This window comes from Cohnella xylanilytica, assembly GCF_014212175.1.
In the GTDB taxonomy this organism is placed as follows: Bacteria; Bacillota; Bacilli; order Paenibacillales; family Paenibacillaceae; genus Cohnella; species Cohnella xylanilytica.
Window position 1 is genome coordinate 153264 of record NZ_JACJVR010000002.1, and the last position, 18512, is coordinate 171775.

23 protein-coding genes and 1 tRNA gene are annotated in these 18512 nt (G+C 56.6%); 12 read left to right on the forward strand and 12 right to left on the reverse strand.

Features of this window, described 5'->3' with window-relative positions:
* Positions 1-16: 16 nt before the first annotated feature.
* The 5 genes from H7B90_RS00880 to H7B90_RS00900 all read right to left on the reverse strand — a co-directional run bounded on the left by H7B90_RS00880 (position 17) and on the right by H7B90_RS00900 (position 1797).
* Entirely contained in the window at positions 17-178 is a 162-nt protein-coding gene (locus H7B90_RS00880; RefSeq protein WP_185133968.1) for a hypothetical protein, read from the reverse strand.
* A 12-nt stretch (positions 179-190) separates the two neighbouring features.
* Entirely contained in the window at positions 191-697 is a 507-nt protein-coding gene (locus H7B90_RS00885; RefSeq protein WP_185133969.1) for a helix-turn-helix domain-containing protein, read from the reverse strand.
* Positions 698-819: 122 nt separating this feature from the next.
* Positions 820-1260 (reverse strand): DUF2538 family protein, encoded by a 441-nt coding sequence (locus H7B90_RS00890; RefSeq protein WP_185133970.1) that lies wholly within the window; start codon positions 1258-1260, stop codon positions 820-822.
* A gap of 23 nt (positions 1261-1283) precedes the next feature.
* On the reverse strand, positions 1284-1547 hold the full coding sequence (locus H7B90_RS00895; RefSeq protein ID WP_185133971.1) for a MerR family transcriptional regulator: 264 nt from the start codon (positions 1545-1547) through the stop codon (positions 1284-1286).
* A gap of 13 nt (positions 1548-1560) precedes the next feature.
* Entirely contained in the window at positions 1561-1797 is a 237-nt protein-coding gene (locus H7B90_RS00900; protein WP_185133972.1) for a helix-turn-helix transcriptional regulator, read from the reverse strand.
* Positions 1798-1936: 139 nt separating this feature from the next.
* On the opposite strand from H7B90_RS00900, the gene H7B90_RS00905 reads away from it, so the two are divergent.
* The 5 genes from H7B90_RS00905 to H7B90_RS00925 are packed head-to-tail and all read left to right on the forward strand — an operon-like array spanning position 1937 to position 4627.
* Positions 1937-2332: a helix-turn-helix domain-containing protein gene (locus H7B90_RS00905; RefSeq protein ID WP_185133973.1), complete on the forward strand. Its 396-nt coding sequence runs from the start codon at positions 1937-1939 to the stop codon at positions 2330-2332.
* A 60-nt stretch (positions 2333-2392) separates the two neighbouring features.
* Positions 2393-3088, forward strand: a complete 696-nt coding sequence (locus tag H7B90_RS00910; RefSeq protein WP_185133974.1) for an ImmA/IrrE family metallo-endopeptidase — start codon at positions 2393-2395, stop codon at positions 3086-3088.
* 47 nt (positions 3089-3135) lie between these two features.
* Positions 3136-3345 carry a DUF2614 family zinc ribbon-containing protein gene (locus H7B90_RS33575; protein ID WP_376701709.1) on the forward strand — a complete coding sequence of 70 codons (210 nt, stop codon included), beginning with the start codon at positions 3136-3138 and terminating at the stop codon, positions 3343-3345.
* A gap of 11 nt (positions 3346-3356) precedes the next feature.
* Positions 3357-3656 (forward strand): hypothetical protein, encoded by a 300-nt coding sequence (locus H7B90_RS00920; protein WP_185133976.1) that lies wholly within the window; start codon positions 3357-3359, stop codon positions 3654-3656.
* A gap of 14 nt (positions 3657-3670) precedes the next feature.
* A complete protein-coding gene (locus tag H7B90_RS00925) occupies positions 3671-4627 on the forward strand; it encodes a DUF6414 family protein (protein ID WP_185133977.1) in 957 nt (318 codons plus the stop codon).
* On the opposite strand, the gene H7B90_RS00930 is transcribed toward H7B90_RS00925, so the two are convergent.
* Positions 4611-4772, reverse strand: a complete 162-nt coding sequence (locus tag H7B90_RS00930; RefSeq protein ID WP_185133978.1) for a hypothetical protein — start codon at positions 4770-4772, stop codon at positions 4611-4613. The two genes, H7B90_RS00925 and H7B90_RS00930, sit on opposite strands and share 17 nt — an antisense overlap.
* 134 nt (positions 4773-4906) lie before the next feature.
* On the opposite strand from H7B90_RS00930, the gene H7B90_RS00935 reads away from it, so the two are divergent.
* Positions 4907-6379, forward strand: coding sequence for a site-specific integrase (locus tag H7B90_RS00935; protein WP_185133979.1), 1473 nt, complete (start codon positions 4907-4909; stop codon positions 6377-6379).
* Between the two features lie 120 nt (positions 6380-6499).
* On the opposite strand, the gene H7B90_RS00940 is transcribed toward H7B90_RS00935, so the two are convergent.
* Positions 6500-6575: transfer RNA gene (locus H7B90_RS00940), tRNA-Thr, on the reverse strand.
* Between the two features lie 76 nt (positions 6576-6651).
* The gene (locus H7B90_RS00945; protein WP_185133980.1) at positions 6652-7887 is read right to left on the reverse strand and encodes an HD-GYP domain-containing protein; all 1236 of its coding nucleotides are present in this window, start codon (positions 7885-7887) and stop codon (positions 6652-6654) included.
* Positions 7888-8178: 291 nt separating this feature from the next.
* Here H7B90_RS00945 and H7B90_RS00950 point away from each other — a divergent pair, with 291 nt between their 5' ends.
* From H7B90_RS00950 to H7B90_RS00970, 5 genes are all read left to right on the forward strand, one after another.
* On the forward strand, positions 8179-8841 hold the full coding sequence (locus tag H7B90_RS00950) for a response regulator transcription factor (protein WP_185133981.1): 663 nt from the start codon (positions 8179-8181) through the stop codon (positions 8839-8841).
* Positions 8842-8913: 72 nt separating this feature from the next.
* Entirely contained in the window at positions 8914-10902 is a 1989-nt protein-coding gene (locus H7B90_RS00955) for a sensor histidine kinase (RefSeq protein ID WP_185133982.1), read from the forward strand.
* Positions 10899-12821, forward strand: coding sequence for a sensor histidine kinase (locus tag H7B90_RS00960; RefSeq protein WP_185133983.1), 1923 nt, complete (start codon positions 10899-10901; stop codon positions 12819-12821). The genes H7B90_RS00955 and H7B90_RS00960 overlap by 4 nt, the downstream gene beginning before the upstream one ends.
* Before the next feature lie 76 nt (positions 12822-12897).
* Positions 12898-13851, forward strand: a complete 954-nt coding sequence (locus tag H7B90_RS00965) for an SPL family radical SAM protein (protein WP_185133984.1) — start codon at positions 12898-12900, stop codon at positions 13849-13851.
* A 220-nt stretch (positions 13852-14071) separates the two neighbouring features.
* On the forward strand, positions 14072-14680 hold the full coding sequence (locus tag H7B90_RS00970; RefSeq protein ID WP_185133985.1) for a DUF3298 and DUF4163 domain-containing protein: 609 nt from the start codon (positions 14072-14074) through the stop codon (positions 14678-14680).
* 138 nt (positions 14681-14818) lie between these two features.
* On the opposite strand, the gene H7B90_RS00975 is transcribed toward H7B90_RS00970, so the two are convergent.
* The 4 genes from H7B90_RS00975 to H7B90_RS00990 form a co-directional block, all read right to left on the reverse strand.
* On the reverse strand, positions 14819-15817 hold the full coding sequence (locus H7B90_RS00975; protein WP_246578596.1) for a phosphodiester glycosidase family protein: 999 nt from the start codon (positions 15815-15817) through the stop codon (positions 14819-14821).
* A gap of 355 nt (positions 15818-16172) precedes the next feature.
* Complete coding sequence (locus tag H7B90_RS33580; protein WP_185133987.1) at positions 16173-16463, reverse strand: hypothetical protein; 291 nt, start codon at positions 16461-16463, stop codon at positions 16173-16175.
* A gap of 59 nt (positions 16464-16522) precedes the next feature.
* Positions 16523-16720, reverse strand: coding sequence for a hypothetical protein (locus H7B90_RS00985; protein WP_185133988.1), 198 nt, complete (start codon positions 16718-16720; stop codon positions 16523-16525).
* Positions 16717-17349 carry a TetR/AcrR family transcriptional regulator gene (locus tag H7B90_RS00990; protein WP_185133989.1) on the reverse strand — a complete coding sequence of 211 codons (633 nt, stop codon included), beginning with the start codon at positions 17347-17349 and terminating at the stop codon, positions 16717-16719. The genes H7B90_RS00985 and H7B90_RS00990 overlap by 4 nt, the downstream gene beginning before the upstream one ends.
* A gap of 193 nt (positions 17350-17542) precedes the next feature.
* Between H7B90_RS00990 and H7B90_RS00995 the strand changes: the two genes are divergently transcribed.
* Complete coding sequence (locus H7B90_RS00995) at positions 17543-18421, forward strand: aldose epimerase family protein (protein WP_185133990.1); 879 nt, start codon at positions 17543-17545, stop codon at positions 18419-18421.
* Positions 18422-18512: the final 91 nt, after the last annotated feature.

Genomic DNA, 18512 nt, shown 5'->3' on the forward strand with positions numbered 1-18512 from the left:
TGGCAAGGGGTCTTTTTCATTGTCCGGCAAGATACGGGTTCCACGTACCGGCGTCAACCTTTGCCACGAACTCGCGGAACGTGAGCTTGTACCGAATCATTACGTTGAAGTGACGATAGTACCGATAAAGCTTCTCCGCTCGCTCCGTTTCCGGATCGATAGCTGCCATCTGGCGCATGCCCTTCCCTCCTCATTTCAGATACTTGCTCTCCTTGAGCTTCATTCGGTGCATCTTCCAAACATGCGTCCAACTGATCTTGTAGGCTTTGCACATTGTCGCGACCATGTGGACGAGGGCAGTAATGGCCTCTACGGCCTCGCGGATCGCCTCCTTGATCTTGACCATGTCGGACTCCGTGAGCTGATCCCTTCGTTTACTCAGCGGTGCAGCCCCGGTCGCCTCGTAGGCTTCCAACACTTCCTCCCGCGTCTTCCAAGCGACGGACGATGGATGCAGGTCGGCGTTGTTGAGCCAGGGCACCCATGCGCCGCCCGTCGCTTCGTTGGCGGCCGCGACCGCCAGCTCCGGGTCGTCGTAGTGGATGGTCAGGGTCCGCATAACGTCTTTTGGCGGCTTGCGGGTCCCGCGGCTGATCTTGCTGATCAATGATCCGCTGACGTTCGCCGTCTTTGCAGCAGCGCCTTGCGTTTGGCCAGCCTCGTCCAGCTTCTTTTGAAGGGCTTGTCCAAAACTCATGTCGTGTTCTCACCTCCTTGTCCGTATGTTCCGCTGACTTTGGACAGTCGTACGGGGTAGAATTACCTTGTACCCAGCAGCCCAACACCCTGTTTTCGCTCACCTTCGGGTGAGCTTTCTTTTTAGAGCCCGAGGTCTTCGGCGACGTATTCGAAATTGATTGCCGGGCTGCGTCGCTTCAAATCAATGGCTTGGAGGGCTACGAGATACAATTCCGTATCGAGATCCATCACGAACGACATGTCGCACTTATGGCCGTTCCAGAGGCTCAGGCCGAGCTCGAGGAGCTGCCACGATTGGCTGGTAAGAGGAGCAGTATCGCCAGTGGTTTGTCCGCGGTCACGGCGAGCAATGAAGTTATCCGGATCTTCCAGGTAGTCGAAGATCCAATCGAAGGGACTGTGCTTTTGCCGAAATGCGTTGAAGCACTTGAAGATTGAAGGGTGTGCGGCAAGATAACAGGCGGCGCGATAATAGGAATCCCTTTCGCAAAGCGGGAATTTCACCTTCAACTTGCCAAAGTTCTGCTGGTGCTGTTTGTTGGCGAAGAAGATATCGAGCATTGATTTACTCCTTTCTGGTCAGATTAGGCGGCTCCGCCACGATTTTGCCGTATCCATTGGAGCACGTCGCCCCATATGACGCGGTTCTGACGTTCGCCTCCAAGGTTGATAAGCGGAAAGCCAGGAGTTTCGATGAGGTTGTACGCCTCCCTCGTCCTGATATGCAACCGGCGGGCCATCTCGTTGATCGTCAGGACGTCGACCTCACTATACGGCTGTGCTGCCTTAGCTTCTTTCGTCTGTGCCTTCGGTAAGGTCTTTGCGCTGTTCGTCGTTGTCTTCGGCAAGGTGTTCGCCTCCTTATGCGGTGTTAAGTTTAAAATCGCACGTTTCGTGGTTTTGATTGTTAAAAAAAATTTCCTGAACCGTTTTATTGTAGTAATCGGCAATTCGAATCTTGATGTCATCGCGTGGAACGCGCTTTCCCGTTTCGTACATCTGCAAAGCACTGAGGCTAATTCCAACTGCTTTTGCAACGACTTCTCTTGGTTGAGAACCACGTAACGCAAGCAAGCGTTTTGCAATCAAATCGTTCATGCTTTCTCACCACCTTCAACCACATATTGTGTTCTTGTTTAAAGAATAGCATGCCACAATACGTGGTGTCAACACGTTTTGTGGTGCACAACATCAAATCACACATTTCGTGATATTCTATGGGCAGGTGGTGATAAAAATGAGTAGTTTCGGACAAAGACTCCGGGAATTACGCGGAAAAATGACACAATCAGAGTTCAGTAAACTATTTAAAATAAGCGACAGTGCTGTGGGTATGTATGAGAGAAATGAGCGCGAACCCTCATTTCAATTAATTAATGAGATTGCAGATTATTTCGGTGTATCTGTTGACTACCTAATGGGGAGATCAAACTCAAGAACTTCAAATGTTGTTATGGAGCAAAATTCACCCCATGGTATTGATCCAGAAATTAATGAACTGCTGGAGAAAATACGCCAAAAAGGAATTGCTCTCGAGGCGACAGCTCTGCTTCGTTCTGCTTCAAAGATGAATAAAGAGCAATTGATGGACATTCTCAAGGTGTTCGAAATGATCGAAAAGGACAAACAATGAAGTTCAGAATAACGCCCAATTAAGTAGTGTCACTATACTATTTAAGAAGGATACTCACCTATGTCCTACTCATCTGATGCGAAGAGGCTTCTCAAGTTTGCGGGAATCGATATCTATACTCGGAGATCCAGTTCACCTATTTCCCTAAGCAAAATCGGAAAAAAACTTGGTCTTAGATACAAAAAAATGCCCCTTCACCAGAATACTGGTGGGATGTTAGTACGAAGTAATATTGGTCCCTATATTGTCATCAACGAGAATCATCCATATACCCGCAGAAGGTTCTCCAGCGCCCACGAAATTGGACACTATATGTTAGGACATGACTCCGACATTTCGATTTTCCACGATCAAGACCGATGGGAAGAGGTACAAGCGAATAAATATGCCTCTTGTCTACTTATGCCGGACGAGCTACTGTACAACGTACATAAAGAATGTCGTTCTATTAGAGAGATAGCCATATGGTTCCGCGTCTCCCCTATCGCTGTCGCAATTAGGTGCTCCCAATTCGGACTGCGGATGATCGAAGCCGAATTTGTTCGCAACGAATACTTCCATTCAATCGATGAAATCGCCGTTTCTGTTGAAAGAGCTCGTATTCAGCGTGAGCAGCAAGAGGAGCAGCGAAAGAAGAGAAACGAGTCACTTAGGCGGGAGATTGAATCTAGGAGTCGATTGCGGGCAGTTGAAGCCCAGCGCGAACGGAATCAAGAAATGGTAGATAGATGGCGAAGAATTTATGGTTACGAATGATGGCATTAGCCAATCCCCGATCCGATCGGGAAACTATAGGTGTTCATATGTTGATATTCGTATTTTTTTGTGTTATTTTCGCTGGTTCATTCATTATATTTGCATTCTACAAAGCCGGTAGGGGGCTTGCATCACCATCTACTATTTGTCCTGCTTGCGGGCGTTCAATTAAGGTATACGGTAACTCGACTGTGTGTTATAAGTGTAAATCGAAGTTATTTAAGCATGCCGACGGAACCTATATGGTTCGAAGATAGGAGGTCTTCCCATGCGCTTCCGCATCCAGGTCGAACGCAGTCCCATGACCAAGATCGTCATCTTCCGGCCGGACGAGGCAAAGCTGCCCGACAACCAGAAGACATACTTCACGGAGGTCTCAATGGGCTTCCTGGGAGACGATCCAACCGACTTCCTTCAACCGGATGACTTGTTCGCAGAAGGGAATCGCGTAGGCGTCGATCTGAGCCGCCTGGAAGCTCGCTTAGGACATTCTAACTTGAGCCCGCTGATTATGCCCGCAGAGACATTCAGACGGTTCATGTTTGACCAGAATGACAACAATAAATAATAAGGAGAATTCAAATGAAAGAGTTTATTTATTTGGACACTGCCTTCCTCCATTCATTCATCGCTCAAGAGAATAACGGGCTACCTACGACTTCAAGCTCTGAATACCAGGAGTCAGAAACAAAATCGAATCAAACAGGTAAGAATAACCAACTTGTAAATGAAGGACAAGTGGAAGCATCCTCAGGTGAATTCAATATTCCACACATTCTAAGCACACCATCTGGTAAGCTAAAATATAAACTTGGAAATATAAGAACAACAAATTCATCAATCTCACTTACTCAGTTGGAAGCAGGTAAAGAGATAATATCAAAGCAGCTTCACGATGATGCGCTGAATCAGTTCGAAGATTACTTAAATAAGAATAATCTCCTTGTTGTTGCGGGAAACAAGTCGGAACCAGGAGATTTTATATTGATTAAAGGAAGATTTACTATCTTTGATATTGACCATTTGAGTGATGTAATGGACCCCGAAAAGATATCTTTTGGAATAGAGCTTGCGGCTCATGCACAACTTCAAACTTTATTGCAAGTCGCTGCAACAACGAATGACAACAAAATTAAAAACCATATAAGAAGCGAACAGGAAAAATTGAAATCTCAAAGCAAGGATATGAAAAAATCTCTTGAGCAAGTGAGCGGTGTTCTCTCTTATCTCAAAAACGTACTCCCAAATTCAAGTTTCTTGAGAATCGGCTCGTTTATTGCACCTTTAAAACAAGAACATCTTCGGGAGTCTTCTAAAGAATTAGTGTTTAAATACGGAAAGAGCAGTCTAGAAATCACTTTACTAGGTAAATTCACAAAAATATTCGACAATTTTATAAACACTGAAGACTCAACTAAAGAATCGCCTATTGGGGGTATCGTATCTTTCCTCGAATCATTTGATGAGTTATTTTCAAGCATGGGGATATTAAAGAAGGGGGACAAAATCATCTCACCAATTGCTATTTATTTCGAATAATTCTTCTCTTCTTAGACCATTCTTCCATTTCTGTTTTTGTTCTTTCTATTTCTTTTGAATGATCCTTATACTCTTGTTCGAATTGAGTAGCGCTTTTATTTAGTTTCTTTAGTCCATCTTTAATAAAACGATCTAAAGCGCTCATTATTTCACCTCGTGAGTACGTCCTTTGGTTTCATAATACACTACGTATTTTTTACTGTACAGTTTGTCAAGCCCTTTCTCGGGCTTTTCTTTTCCAGCCATCACCGAACATACATTCGCAAAGGAGATCGCAACATGCGTGGACACATCGCTAAAAAGGGAAATCGATATTATATCGTCGTAAGGGTCGAGGACGAACTGACGGGAAAGAGCAAGCCAAAGTGGATGCCCGGAAGTTACGAGAAGAAACGGGACGCCGAGAATGCACTGCCGAGCATTCTCAAAAAGCTTCAAGAAGGCCCGTACATTGAGCAGCGTAACGAACCGCTGGGAGACTATATAGGTCGCTGGCTTGAAAAGAAGAAGACATCCGTGAAGCCGGCCACCTGGAGTTCATATGCCTGGTTGGTTAATTCGCATCTTATTCCAAACATGGGCAAGACGACCTTGCCCAAACTGAAACGCGAACATTTTCACGAGCTCTATCACAAAAAGCTCCTCCCAATCCTTGCCGTTGCCTCGATCCGTAAGCTCCATGTGATTGTCGTTGCGGCGCTGGATGAGGCTCGCTATGAGGGACAAATTGCCATCAATCCAGCTGAGGGAGTCGAGTTGCCTAAGGGGACACGGCCTAAATTTGATGTCTGGACTGAGGAGCAGCTCGAACTGTTCCTCGAGGAAGCTCGGAAGGATCAATACGCGATTGCCTTCGAGCTTGCGGCAGAAACAGGTATGCGGGAATCGGAAATCTGCGGGCTCCCACGCGATGGTGTACATTTAGACCAAGCTCTGCTTTCTGTAACACAGGCGTATACGAAAGCAGAAAAAGGTTATGGCATCGACGATACGAAGAACAATTCCAGCGTCCGACCGGTCCCATTGTTTAAGAATACAGTCATCAGCCTTCGGGAGCATCTGGAGAAGCAGAAAGTCGAGCGGGAGCAAGAAGGATATAAAGATCACGGCCTCGTCATCCAGACAAGCGTTGGTACGCCAGTGAGCCCCCGAAATCTGCTTCGCAATTACGACCGAATCATCCGGAATGTCATGCGGCAGCAGGAGGCTCTCAAAGCGGCCGGCGAGCCTTACGTGTCATTCAAGCGTATTAAATTCCATGAGCTGCGCCATACTCACGCTACGATCCTGCTCAAAAATGGAGTCCACCCTAAGATCGTCCAAGAACGGCTCGGCCATTCATCGATTCAAGTGACGCTCAACACGTACTCCCACGTTATACCGAACCTACAGGAGTCCATTCTGAAATCGATCGGATCGTCGATTATCGGAGGAAAAGGAAAAGCGGCTAGAACACTTAATCAAGCACCGGTGGATCCGGATGAAGGACGCCCGATCGTTGCGGTCGAGTACGAAGCATTCAAACCAGAAACTTATCGCGGCATCGAAGTGCTCGTAAAAGGGGACAAGGTCATTTTTAACTCCGGAGACTTCTATCGTGATTATGGCCAAGTGGTCCTCGAATATCCGAACGCGATCCAATTGCCATCGGTATCTCAATATATGGAGGACCTTAAACGCGACCCGCAGAAAAATATTCATCTGAGGATTGATTTTGAGAAGGACGAAAAGGAGTTCGAGAGGGTAAAATAATAGAAACTTTAACACTTTAAATCATTAAAGGTTAGAAAATTGTTAGAAGATCGGCCCACATAAAGCAAAAAGCGCGGCTCCCGAAACCCCGGGAAACCGCGCTACGCTTGAGAAGTTAAGTGGTGCTGATGAAGGGATTCGAACCCCCGACCTACGCATTACGAATGCGTTGCTCTACCAGCTGAGCTACATCAGCGCGACACTTTTATATCTTACTGATTTGCCCCCGATAAGTCAAGCGTTTTGGGACAGGTTTTTTTTGGCATTAAATATCAGACGAATTGGAACCAATCCTTGCCCCAATATCTCCGCCATTGCGGACCGACCGTGACCGGCTCCCGGCGTGCGCCGGCCGCCGTCTTCTCCGGCTGCTGCTCGACGTTCGCCGTCTTCAGGCCCGCTCCCCCGCAAGCTGGGGATGGATCCGGAGCCTTCCCTCCGTCCAGGCTGCCGATCATGAGATGGAGATGCCGCTTCAAATCCAGCTCGAACGGCTTCGCGACCCGGCTGCCGTCGGCATGGCTGAAGACTCTCACGACCGGACGCTGCTTGTTGTCCTCGTGAAGGCGGGAGACGACGCCGATCTCGCCCGTGTTCAGCCGGACGACCGTGCCGACCGGGAACAGAGCGAACCGGTCGCGGAGCCGTTTGATTTTGTCGAAATCATACAAGGTGCCCGCTCCGGCGTACAGAACCTCGATCGCCTCGTGCGGCAGCATCGGACGGCCGTCGATCCGTCCGTGGACGAGCGTGTCGAACGCATCGACGATTCCGACCCATTGGACCATCTCGTGAATTCTCGCGCCGCCGACGCCGAACGGATAGCCGCTTCCGTCCATCCGCTCGTGATGGAACAGCGCGCAGTGGGCCGCGAGCAGCGGGAATCCGCTGTCGCGGAGCAGCAGGTACCCCGCCTCGGCATGGGCTCCGTCGTCTTCGCCAAGCGCGGCCGGACCTTCCTGCCCCTCGCGCGTGCGCAGCCGGCCGATGTCGTGAAGCATCGCTCCCATGGCCAGAGCGATCAGCTCCTCGCCCGGCAGGCCGGCCTCGATGGCGGTCCTCGTCGAGCACACGGCGACGTTCAGCGCATGCTCGGCGAATTGCCTGCGGCCTCCGTCCTGCATCATCGTCGTCAGATGAATCGGCAGGCATACCGGGTCCTTCCGGCTCCGCAGATCGTTTACCAGCATGGCGGCCGCGTCGTGACAGAAGCGTACCGTCTCGAACGACAACGACTCCCGGCCCGGAGCGGAAGCCTCCTCCATGACGAGAGCGATGGCGCTGTGCAGTACGATCAGCGTCTCGTCCCGGATCGCTTGCTCGGGAGTGATGTCCTCGGTTCCCTCCTCTTCCACGTGCAGGAACGGGAAGCCCATCTCGTGGAACCGCCTAATAATGCCTTCCGACAAGACGAATCCCCTTCGGGCCAGCACCTGCCGCTGCTCCGAATAGACCGAACGCCCCAGCTTCATCCCTGGCTTGCAATGCAGGGTAGGCATAATAATCATTTTCCGCAGCCTCCATGTCTACCTTGAACTTCTATGACCTTCGCGCTAAGCGATACCGTTAGGCGGCTTCACGATGTCATTCCCGATTCGCGCCATTCGCCGGAGCGGACCCGCGCCCTCCGTCTGTTGATTCCAGAATACAAGCCCTCCGAGTCATATGACCAGTGACAAGCGTCACCGATATCGTCACGGCGCCGGCTCCTCGTCCCGCTCGGCCCTTACGGTCCGGGGATAGGATGGCAAATGGAAGCATTTCCTTTATAATGAAAGGAAGAAGGAGTGAGAGGCGCTATGTTCAGAATCATCATCGCAGACGACCAGACCCTCATGAGAGACGGGTTGCAGACGATTCTCCAGCTCGAAGACGATATGGAGGTCGTGGCGACCGCCGAGAACGGGCTGGAAGCGTGCGAGCTCGCCCTGCTTCACCAACCGGATCTGGTGCTGATGGACATCCGCATGCCGGTCATGAACGGAATCGACGCGGTGAGGAAGCTGAAGAGCGAATCTCCCTCCACCAAGGTGCTCGTTCTGACGACGTTCGACGAAGACGAATATATCATCGAAGCGCTGGCGAGCGGGGCCGTCGGCTTCCTGCTCAAGGACATCCCCAGCGACAAGCTGCTTCAGGCGATCCGCGACGCCGCCAAGGGGGAGATGATGCTTCCCTCGGCCATCGCCGCCAAGCTGGCGGCGCGGCTGTCCGCCGCGCCGGCGGGGACGAAGCCCGCGCCGACCCGGACGAGGGGACGGTCGTCCGACATCAAGTTCACGGACCGGGAGATGAGCATCATCTCCTTGATGGTGGAGGGCCGGACCAACCGCGAGATCGCGCAGCTGCTCTTCATGAGCGAAGGGACCGTCAAGAACTACATCAGCACGATCTACGACAAGATCGGCACGAACGACCGCACCCAGGCCGTGATCTGGCTCAAGGATATGACGGTCACGTGACGAGAGTCACTGGGAGGAGTTAAGCCGCCGGGCTACAATAGAGACACTTTCAACTTCGTGGGAGGAATGGCGGTGAAGGGGCGGTTCTGGCGCGAGCAGGTTCCATTGATTCGGCCGTTATTTTTGCTGCTCGGCCTGCTCGTCCTCATATGCGGCTGGCTGATCCAATACGGACGGTTCGAGGGCGATTCCCTCGACAGTCGGACTTGGGAATGGACGGCAGCCGGTTCCTTCGCGGACGAATCTCCTCCCGTGTCGGGCTGGATCCCTTATCCCTCCAAGCCGAATTTGCACGTCGAATCGAAGGCGTATTGGCTGCGGATTCCCCTGCCGGCGACCGATTCCCGGGAGCCGCGGCTATGGCTAACGGGAGTCATGGCCGTTCGGGTCTACGACGACGCAGGCTCCCTGTTATACGGCTACGACCCCGCCGAGCGCGGTCATCGGATTAATCTGCTGAGCCGTTGGAATCTGGCCAAGCTCCCGATCCCGGTTCCGGCCCGAGTCGACGTTCTGATCGAGAACCGCGCCGCCTATCAGCCCGTGCCCGAGATTCGGCTGATCGACCGCGGCGACCTGCTCGCCCATCTTTTCCGCAAGGACAGCTATTCCTTCATTCTGGCGAGCCTGCACCTGTTCTGCTCGGCGATCGCGTTCGGGCTGTTCTGGTCGCGCAAAGACAAGCTCTATTTATACTTTTTCTTGTTGGCCATAACGGGAGCGTACGCGTCGGCCGTACGGAACTCGCTGCTTCAGATGTTCTGGGATCAGCCGTGGCCCGGCTACCTGGAGAACGCGGTCTTCCCTCTGGGCGTATTCTCGTTCATCTCCATGCTTTACGAGCTGTTCTACCCATTGGAGAAGAAGCTCCTGAACCGCCTTCGCTGGATGATGCTCGGGTTCTCCGTCGCCGCGGGAGCCGCCGCGTTGATCGATCCCTGGTTCTACGACTGGCTGCTTCGTTACCCGTTGCCGCCGTTCTATCTTCTGACCGGATTGCTGATCTTCCGCGTGCTGATCAAGGCCTTCCTCCAGAGAAGGGACCTGGAGTCGGTCTGGATGCTGGCCGGGAGCAACGTCATCAGCGCCGTCGCGACCTTCCACGTCGTCCGCAACTTCATGCCCTATCTGTACGACTGGCTCGCGGAGAGAATTCCCTTGTTGAAGGAGATGCCCTTCGACCTGCTCCAGATCGGCCTTCTGCTTTTCCAGATCGGCTTGATCCGCGTCATCATTCATCGGTTCGGCGTCTTGAATCAGCAGCTGACCCAGTTCAACCGCACCCTGGAACAGAACGTGATGAGCCGGACGGCAGAGCTGCACGAGCGGACCGCCCAGCTGCAGGAGACGAACGCCAGGCTCGCCGCTTCCATGCGGGAGACGGCGGAGGTGATGGCCGAATCGATGATTCTGGAGGAGCGCCACCGCATTACCGGCTCCATCCATGACAACGTCGCGCACGTGCTCGCGGCGACCATCGTGCAGTTGGAGGCCGCCAAGCGGCTGCTCGACAAGGATCCGCGCCATGCCGAAGACAAGGTCGTCGCTTCGCAGCAGCTGGTCCGCAAGGGGCTGGAGGAGATCCGGCTGTCGGTCCGGCTGCTGAAGGAAGACGCCAATCATTACGACTTGCCCGCGGCGATGGGCGCCTTGATCCGCGATACGGCGGACGCTTCGGGAATCGTCGTCGACAGCAGCATCGCCTCCCTTCCGAGTACGCTTACGACCTTGCAGAAAAGGGTGTTTTTCCAAGCCTTGCAGGAGGGGCTCAGCAACGGACAGAGATACGGAGGCTGCAGGAAGTTCCATCTGCGGATGGAAGCGAATGGACGGGAGGTCCAATTCGAGCTGTCGGGCGACGGAACCTCGTTCGTCCCGCCGGGCTCCGGAAGCGGGCTGCGGGCGCTGTCCGAGAGCGTCGAGCGCTTAAGCGGAACGCTTCAGGTGCTCGAAGGCCAAACCGTCTGCATCCTGAGAGTCAGCCTGCCCTACGCGCCCGAGGCATCGCCGACCCTGGAGCCCCATCCGTCATGGAACACGCTGGGAGGGATCGATCTGTGACGCGCGCCTCTTGGCGACATCATTGGCCTCTGCTTCGCGCGCTTATGATTCTGTTCGCCGCCATCTGTACGATCAGTTCCATACTGAACCTGATACGGGACCCCGACAACCTCCTCCGGCTTCGGAACGACGGTTGGGATTGGGCTCCCGCTTCGTCGTTATATGAGCCGGCTCCGCCCGAGAGCGGCTGGAGAAGCGACAGTCCGATGCCTTCCCGTTCCGAATCCGCGGAAGCCCCCTATTATTGGCTCCGCATCCCCCTTAAGGAGGACAACTGGAACGATCCTTATCTCATGATCAACAACGTCTCCAGCGTCCGGGTATGGGCGTCGGGGGAATGGACGTACGAGTACGATCTGAAGAAGCGCCGCGACCGGATCAACATGGGGTATCATTGGAACCTGGCCAAGATCCCCGAGCCTCTCCCCAGCGATGCCTATCTGCTTCTGAAGACGCCGAGACAGGATCTTCTTCCTTGGATTATGATCGGGAATCGCGCCGATCTTCTGGAATTCATGATCCGGCGGGATACCGACAACCTGCTGATCGCGGCGCTCCTCTTGTTCTGCGGCCTGGTCTCGATCGGCGTCTTCGCGGTGCGGCGCGAGAAGCTCTATTTGTATTTCTTCCTGCTCTGCTTCATCGGAGGAGGCTCCTCGCTGATTCGCAACTTCACGCTCAAGATCCTCTGGGATTATCGCTGGCTGTCCTACTTCCAGACCGTCGGCCTTATGTTCGGGGTAGCGGCGTTTATGGGCGTGGTGGAAGCCTTGTTCCCGCGTGCTTGCGGCCGATCCGCGAGAATCTTGAAGCGCGTCATGCTGGGGCTGTCGTCGGTGACCCTCGGGGTGTCTCTTGTCAGTTTGAACGGCTATAACGCCCTGACGTTCGTCTTCTACCCTTTGTTCTTCCTGGTGATCGTCTCTTTGTTCCATACGGTCTGGAGGGCCTACCGGAACGGGCGGGACGTCGAATCCGCCTGGATGCTGGCCGGATTCTCGACGATGACGGGGGTGGCGTGCGTTCACGTCCTTCACTTTATGCAGGTGCCCTTTCTGTCGGACTGGCTTCGGATGCTCGTTCCCGCTCTGAAGCGCATGCCGACCGACCTGATCTTCTGGGGGCTGCTTCTTAACGTGTTCTGCATCGTGCGGGTCATCGTTCATCGGTTCGGACGCATGAACCGGCAGCTTGCGGAGTTCAACCGCGATTTGGAGCTGCTCGTCGCGGAGAGGACCGCGGAGCTGCGGCAGAGCTCGACCGAACTGGAAGCCGCCAACGAGAAGCTGTCCTCGTCCATGAAGGAGACGGCGGAAGCGATGGCCGAGACGATGGTTCTCGAGGAGAGAAGAAGGATTACCGGCGCGATCCACGATACGGTCGGGCATGTGCTGACCGCGACTCTGGTGCAGCTTGAGGCGGCCAAACGGCTGATCGGACGGGACGACGCCCTCTCCATGGAGAAGATGAACGCGTCCCAGCAGCTGGTGAGCAAGGGACTGGACGAGATTCGGCTGTCCGCCCTGCTGCAGAACGGCTCGTCGACCTTCGATTTGTCCACGGCCATGCAGGAGCTGATCCGGGATACGAAGAATCTGACCGGCATCTCCATCGAGAGCCGGATCGGGGAGCTGCCGGGCGACCTGTCCACCGTTCACAAAAGAGTTCTGTACCAAGCTCTCCAGGAGGGCTTGACCAACGGGATCCGCCATGGAGAAGGGAAGCGGTTCGAGTTCACGCTGTCGGCGGACGAGAAGGGAATCCGGTTCCGGCTCGCGAACGACGGACGGACGTATTCGCCGTCGGAATTCGGCTTCGGCCTGAAGGCGATGGCCGAGAGAGTCGCCCAGCTCGGCGGCCGCATGAAGGTCGAGCCCGGCGAGCCCGGCTGCATCCTGGAGCTGACGCTTCCGGCTTAATTTAACATTGGATACGCGAACATTTGTTTGGTATACTTAAGCTCAACCGATAGCAACAGGAAGGGTTGAGCTTGGGATGAGACAGACGGTTTACGAACCGATGGCAGCGAAGACGGTCCTGAACGCCGTGAAGGCCCCGTCCATGCCGTTCGACTGGTCGATCAATCCGTATCGCGGCTGCCAGCACGGCTGCAGCTTCTGCTACGCGAGAAGCACGCACGCCTACCTCGGGGAATCGGCGGACGACGCGTTCCAGCGCCACATCTTCTGGAAGGAGGACGCTTCCGCGGTTCTCCGCGCCCAGCTGAAGCGGATGGCGCGCTCCGGCCGGCTGCCGTCCTATGTCGCGATCGGCACCGCGACCGACCCGTACCAGCAGCTGGAAGGCAAGATGAAGCTGACCCGGGGCTGCCTGGAGGCCCTCGCGGAGTTCGGCGTCGCCGCCAGCATCACGACGCGCTCGCCGCTCGTGCTGCGGGACCTGGACCTTCTCAGCCGGATGCCGGGCTCTTCCGTCAATCTGAGCATCCACTCGCTCGACGCCGATATCTGGCGCACGTTCGAGCCCGCTTCCCCGTCGCCCAGGCTGCGCCTTGATTGCGCCCGGCGCCTCCTGGAAGCGGGAGTGCCGGCGACCGTGTTCATGGCCCCGATTCTGCCTTACTTGACGGATACGCCGGAGCTCACCGAAGAGCTGATCTCCGAATGCGCGCAGGCCGGGGTGCGGGAGCTGATGCCCTCCTACCTCCGGCTCGAGACGCCGGAAGTGAAGAGCTGGTTCTTCTCCGTCCTCGCCAAGTCGCATCCCCATCTGACCGAACGCTACGGCCGGCTGTTCTGGCGCTCCTCCCGGCTGCCGGATTCGTACACGCGGCCCGCCAAGGCGCGCATCGCGGAACAGATGGCCCGCCACGGGCTTGCCCGGCAGGCGGGCGGCCCCTCGCTGTACGGCCCTCCCTCGCGCCCGAAGGCGAAGGAGCCGGCGGCGGCTTGCGACGATGCCGCCCCCGTTCAGTTGACGCTGTTCTGATCCTCCGGCGGCTTCCGGCCCTCCCGCCCCTTTGGAGCTCCGACCTTCCTTGCCCGGCCCGAGCCTTCGATCGATCTTGACCGGCCCGAGCCTTCCGATCGAATCCATCCGGTCCGTCCTCTCCGCCGCTCCGCCCCGGTCGGCTCGCCCGTTCGAACCTAAGCCGCTCCTTCCGCATAAGCTGTGACGACAAACGCCCAGCGACGAAGGGGAGCGACGCATGAACGGACAGACTCTGATGGTTCCGATCGAGATTCACCGCATCGCGGAACCGCATATTAAGGTGAACGTGCCTGTCATCGCCGGCGGCACGAACGAGACCGCCCGGAAGGTCATGAACGACGACATTCTGAAGACGACGCACGACCTGATGAAGGCTCAGGGCTACCCGAGCCCCGATATTCAGGAGATGGACGGCACGTTCGAGATCAAGAACAACCAGCGCGGGGTGCTGAGCCTGTCCTTGCTGAACTATGCGTTCACCGGCGGCGCCCACGGCAACACGCTGCAGCGATCGCTCACGTTCGACGTGGAGAACGGGCGCTCCTACAAGCTCGGAGACCTGTTCAAGCCGGGAAGCAACTACCGGCAGCGGCTGGACGCGATCATTCAAGCCCAGATCAAGGCCCGCGACCTTCCGCTGCTCGGGGATTATCCGGGGATCACGGAGGACCAGGACTTCTACATCGCCGACAAGGCTCTCGTCGTGTACTTCCCCCTGTACGCGATCGTTCCTTACGCATGGGGATTCCCGTACTTCCCGATCTCCGTCTACGAGATCGAGGACATCATCGACGAGGAAGGGCCTCTCGGCCAGATGGTTCATTAACGGCGAAGGCGGCGCAAGGGAGCTTCTCCCCGCGCCGCCTTCCGGCTTGCTTGCGCCGGATTCCGCAGCCGACAGGCCTCGCCAAGCCGGAATCCTCACCCTTTCTTTCACCCTTTATTAGGGAGGCTGGCTGCCTCTCTACCACTTAGCCGGGTCGATGTCCTTGGCCGTCAAGCCTTCCCAGATGTTCGGCACGCTCACCGATTCCGGATTGTCGAAGACGAGGAACGCCGTCGGCAGATAACGCCCGCCCTTCGTCGACGGCCGGTTGACGATCTCCCCGCCTTCGCCGACGAGAACCGTCGAGGACCCGCCGTCGAGGTTGGCGGCGATGACGGCGCCGTGATCCAGCATGATCTGCTGCGCGTCGTACAGGTCGGCCCCGATGCTGTACCCCGGCTGGCGGCCGTCGATAATGAGGAACAGAATCGTTCCGTCCTCCTTCTGCCCCATGACCGAGCGGGGAGCGATCCCCCATCCTTGGCTGTGGTTCTTGATCAAGCCTTTGCCGTTCACGATAATCCGCGGCGAGAAGCTGACCGCTTCGGAGATGCCCATGTCCAGCAGCTCGTTGATCGAATAGCGGCCGGCGACCATCTTCCCGTCCTTGTCGATGCCGACGATCTGCGTGCTCTTGTCCATGGGGAGGTCGCGGTAGAACACCCGCCCTTGCGAGATGACGAGCCCGATCGGCTGGAAGCCGTTGCCGTTCCAGTTCGGATCGGCGAAGCCGCCCGCGTTGACCCCGGCGACCGCGCCGGTTCTCTCGACCATGCTGCTAACCTTCTCGCCCCGCCCCGCCTTATTCGGAACGACGAGCCGGATCTTCTTCGGATCGCTGACGCTAAGCAGATAGCCGTGATAGCCCTTGCCGTCTATCGTCTCGATCTGGGCGAGCGGCCTCGGCTCCTCGGAAGCTTCGGGATCTCCCGGATCCGCGCCGGGAACGGCGATCGTATGGGTATCCTTCTCCTCGCCCATCTCCTCGAACTGTCGGGCATACTCGGCGACCCTCTCCCGGAGCCCCTGCTCTCCGACGAGATATTTCGCCCATTCGCGGTGCCGGGTCGTAATGATCGTGTCGGCCGCCCGATATCGCAGCGCCGTGCCCGACGGAGTGAGGAAGAACCAGACCATGAAGGCGATGGATAAGAACAGAGAGAGCAGAATCAAGAACCCGACGACTCGCACAAAACCGAAACGCCGACGGCGCTTCTTCGTCCTCGAACGGCTCGTCTGTCGAGGGCCGGTCGGGCTCGGGGATCGCTTGGCGGCGGGCGCTCGGGTTGGCGATGAGGTCGATGTCGATAACGGCGGCATTCACGCACGCTCCTTTTGAACGTAGGTTCCCGAAATTACACCTAATAGACGGAGCGGACGCGCAACATGTTTCGTACCGCGACGAGAATCAGGCCAATCCTCCCTTCCGGCTCCAAGCGTCGATTCCGTTCGACAGCATTTCCTGGGAAATCCGGACGGTCATGCCGCCGGATCAGACGTTATTCGCGCCGATTCCCGCCCCCTCCCCGCCGACGTTCTCCTCCTTCCGTTGCAGCCGGGGCAGCGGTAGCGCATAGAACGCGAAGGCGATGAATACGAGCGCCGATAACGCAACATAGATCGTATCCAGACCGATCGCGCGGGGGAAAAGCAAGGCGATCGCCCCGAGCGCCGCCGACTGCCCGAGCATGAGAAGCGGGTCGTTCCAGGCGGAGACCCGGCCCATCTGCGCCGCGGCAGGCAGCCATCCCGCGGCCAGCGAGGCGAACAGCAGAGCGGTCAAGGCGACCCGAATCCATCCGGAATGCTCCGCGATCTTCTGCCGATCCCAGCGGTCGGCGGCTACGCCGACGACCCAGAAGACCAGGAGAGTCGGCAGCGGTACATCAGTTCGGCGAGCGAGGCGTAGCCCGGGTGCGACGAGTATCGGTCGAGCAAGTAGAACGCGAACGCCCTATTGCCGACGATCGTCCCGAATTGGGAGGCGATCGTGGCCAGGAACATTTTCGTAAAATTGCGGTTCCGGAACAGCTCCTTCATGCTTCCGCCGCCCTCCCGGCCGCGCCGAGCAGATAGCGAAGGGACAGGCGGTAAGCCTCGATCTGCCCTCTCGCGTCCATGGCCTCCGCCCCGAATTGCATCGCGTCCGCCATCAATCCGTCGTTGAAGGAGACGAACATCTTCGCGATCGTCTCCGCAGGAAGCCGCGGACGGAATTCGCCGCGCCGCTCGCCGACTCTGAGCAGCTCGGCGAACCGGGAGACGGCGGAAGCGTACCTTCGTTCCAACAGCCTTCCGAACGTCTGCCTGCGCCACTCCGCCGCGAACGTCTCGAAGACGACCGGAATCGCTCCCTCACGAATATGAACGAGCTCCTCCAGAAGATGGCCGAGCAGCGAGTCGATCGCTTCCCCTACCGTCCGATGCCGCCGCAGCAGCTCTTCTGCCTGATTCTCGTTCTCCCGGTCCATCTCCTCAAGCAGAGCCAACATCATCTCTTCCGTGCTCGAGAAGTAGAGATACACGCCTCCGCGGCTCAGCCCGCTCTCTTCGACGACGTCCTTCATCGTTGCCGCGTGGTAGCCTTGACGGATAAATACGCGCATCGCCGCCTGAAGGATCTCCTTGCGCTTGCTCTCCCGATGCTCATCCGATACTTTGGGGGACATCGTCCAACCTCCTGCGCCTATTGGAAAATGACATTCGTGTCGTTTTATGAGTCGATTATAAAACGACATGCGTGTCGCTGCAAAGAGGCGCGGAGCCAAATCCGCTTCTGCAAGCGCGGCCGCTTATTGATATAATAGGCCTGTACCCTGCCGCTGCGCCTTGAGCCGCGGACATGAACGGAGGATGAATAGAATGAGCGCTGCCGAATCTTCTTACCGAATCTCGACCTACGACGATACATACCGAATTTACGAATTGTCCGAACCGTCTACCGATTCCGTCGTCCGGATTTGCCCGGAGCGGGGCGGCATCGTCATCGGCTGCCGGCTGAACGGCGAAGAGCTGCTGTATCTCGACCGGGCGACGTTCCTCGATCCGAACGCCAACATCCGCGGCGGCATTCCGGTGCTGTTCCCGATCTGCGGCCAGGTGGCCGGAGGCGAATACGAATGGGAAGGCGTCACCTACCGAATGCGCAACCATGGGGTATCGCGCACCGCCGCCTGGGAAGTCGCCGATCGGAAGTCGGAGGGCGAAGCCTCCCTTACGCTCGTTCAACGCAGCGACGAGACGACGCGCGCGTCCTATCCCTTCGACTTCGAGCTGACGTTCGTTTACCGTCTGAAGAACGGCCGGCTGGACATTCTCCAGTCGTACCGCAACCGCTCGGATCGCCCGATGCCGGTTCACGCCGGCTTCCATCCGTACTTCGCGACCGGCGAAGGGAAGAAGCTCGCCTACGTCTCCGACGCCTCGAAGCTGCTCGACTATAACGACGGCCAGGTGAAGCCGTTCGAAGGCACCGTCGATCTCGGAGGGCTGGTCGAATCGGTCGCCCTGCTGGACGCGCGCACGCCGTCCATCGAATTCCCGCTCGGGGACCGGGGAACCGTGAGATTGGATTTCAGCGAGCAGTTCCGCACGGTCGTCCTCTGGAGCGTGGAAGGGAAGCCGTTCGTCTGCGTCGAGCCTTGGACGGCGCCGAACGAGGCGCTGAATCGCAAGGAGGGCCTGATCCTGGTCGAGCCCGGAGACGAGCTTCGCCTGGAACTCGGCATCTCCTACCAATAACCGGAGCGGAAGACGGCACCGCGAGCATCGGATCGCGCGCCAAACCAAGAACCGCCGAAGAGACGAGCCGGGCTCGTCTCTTCGGCGGTTC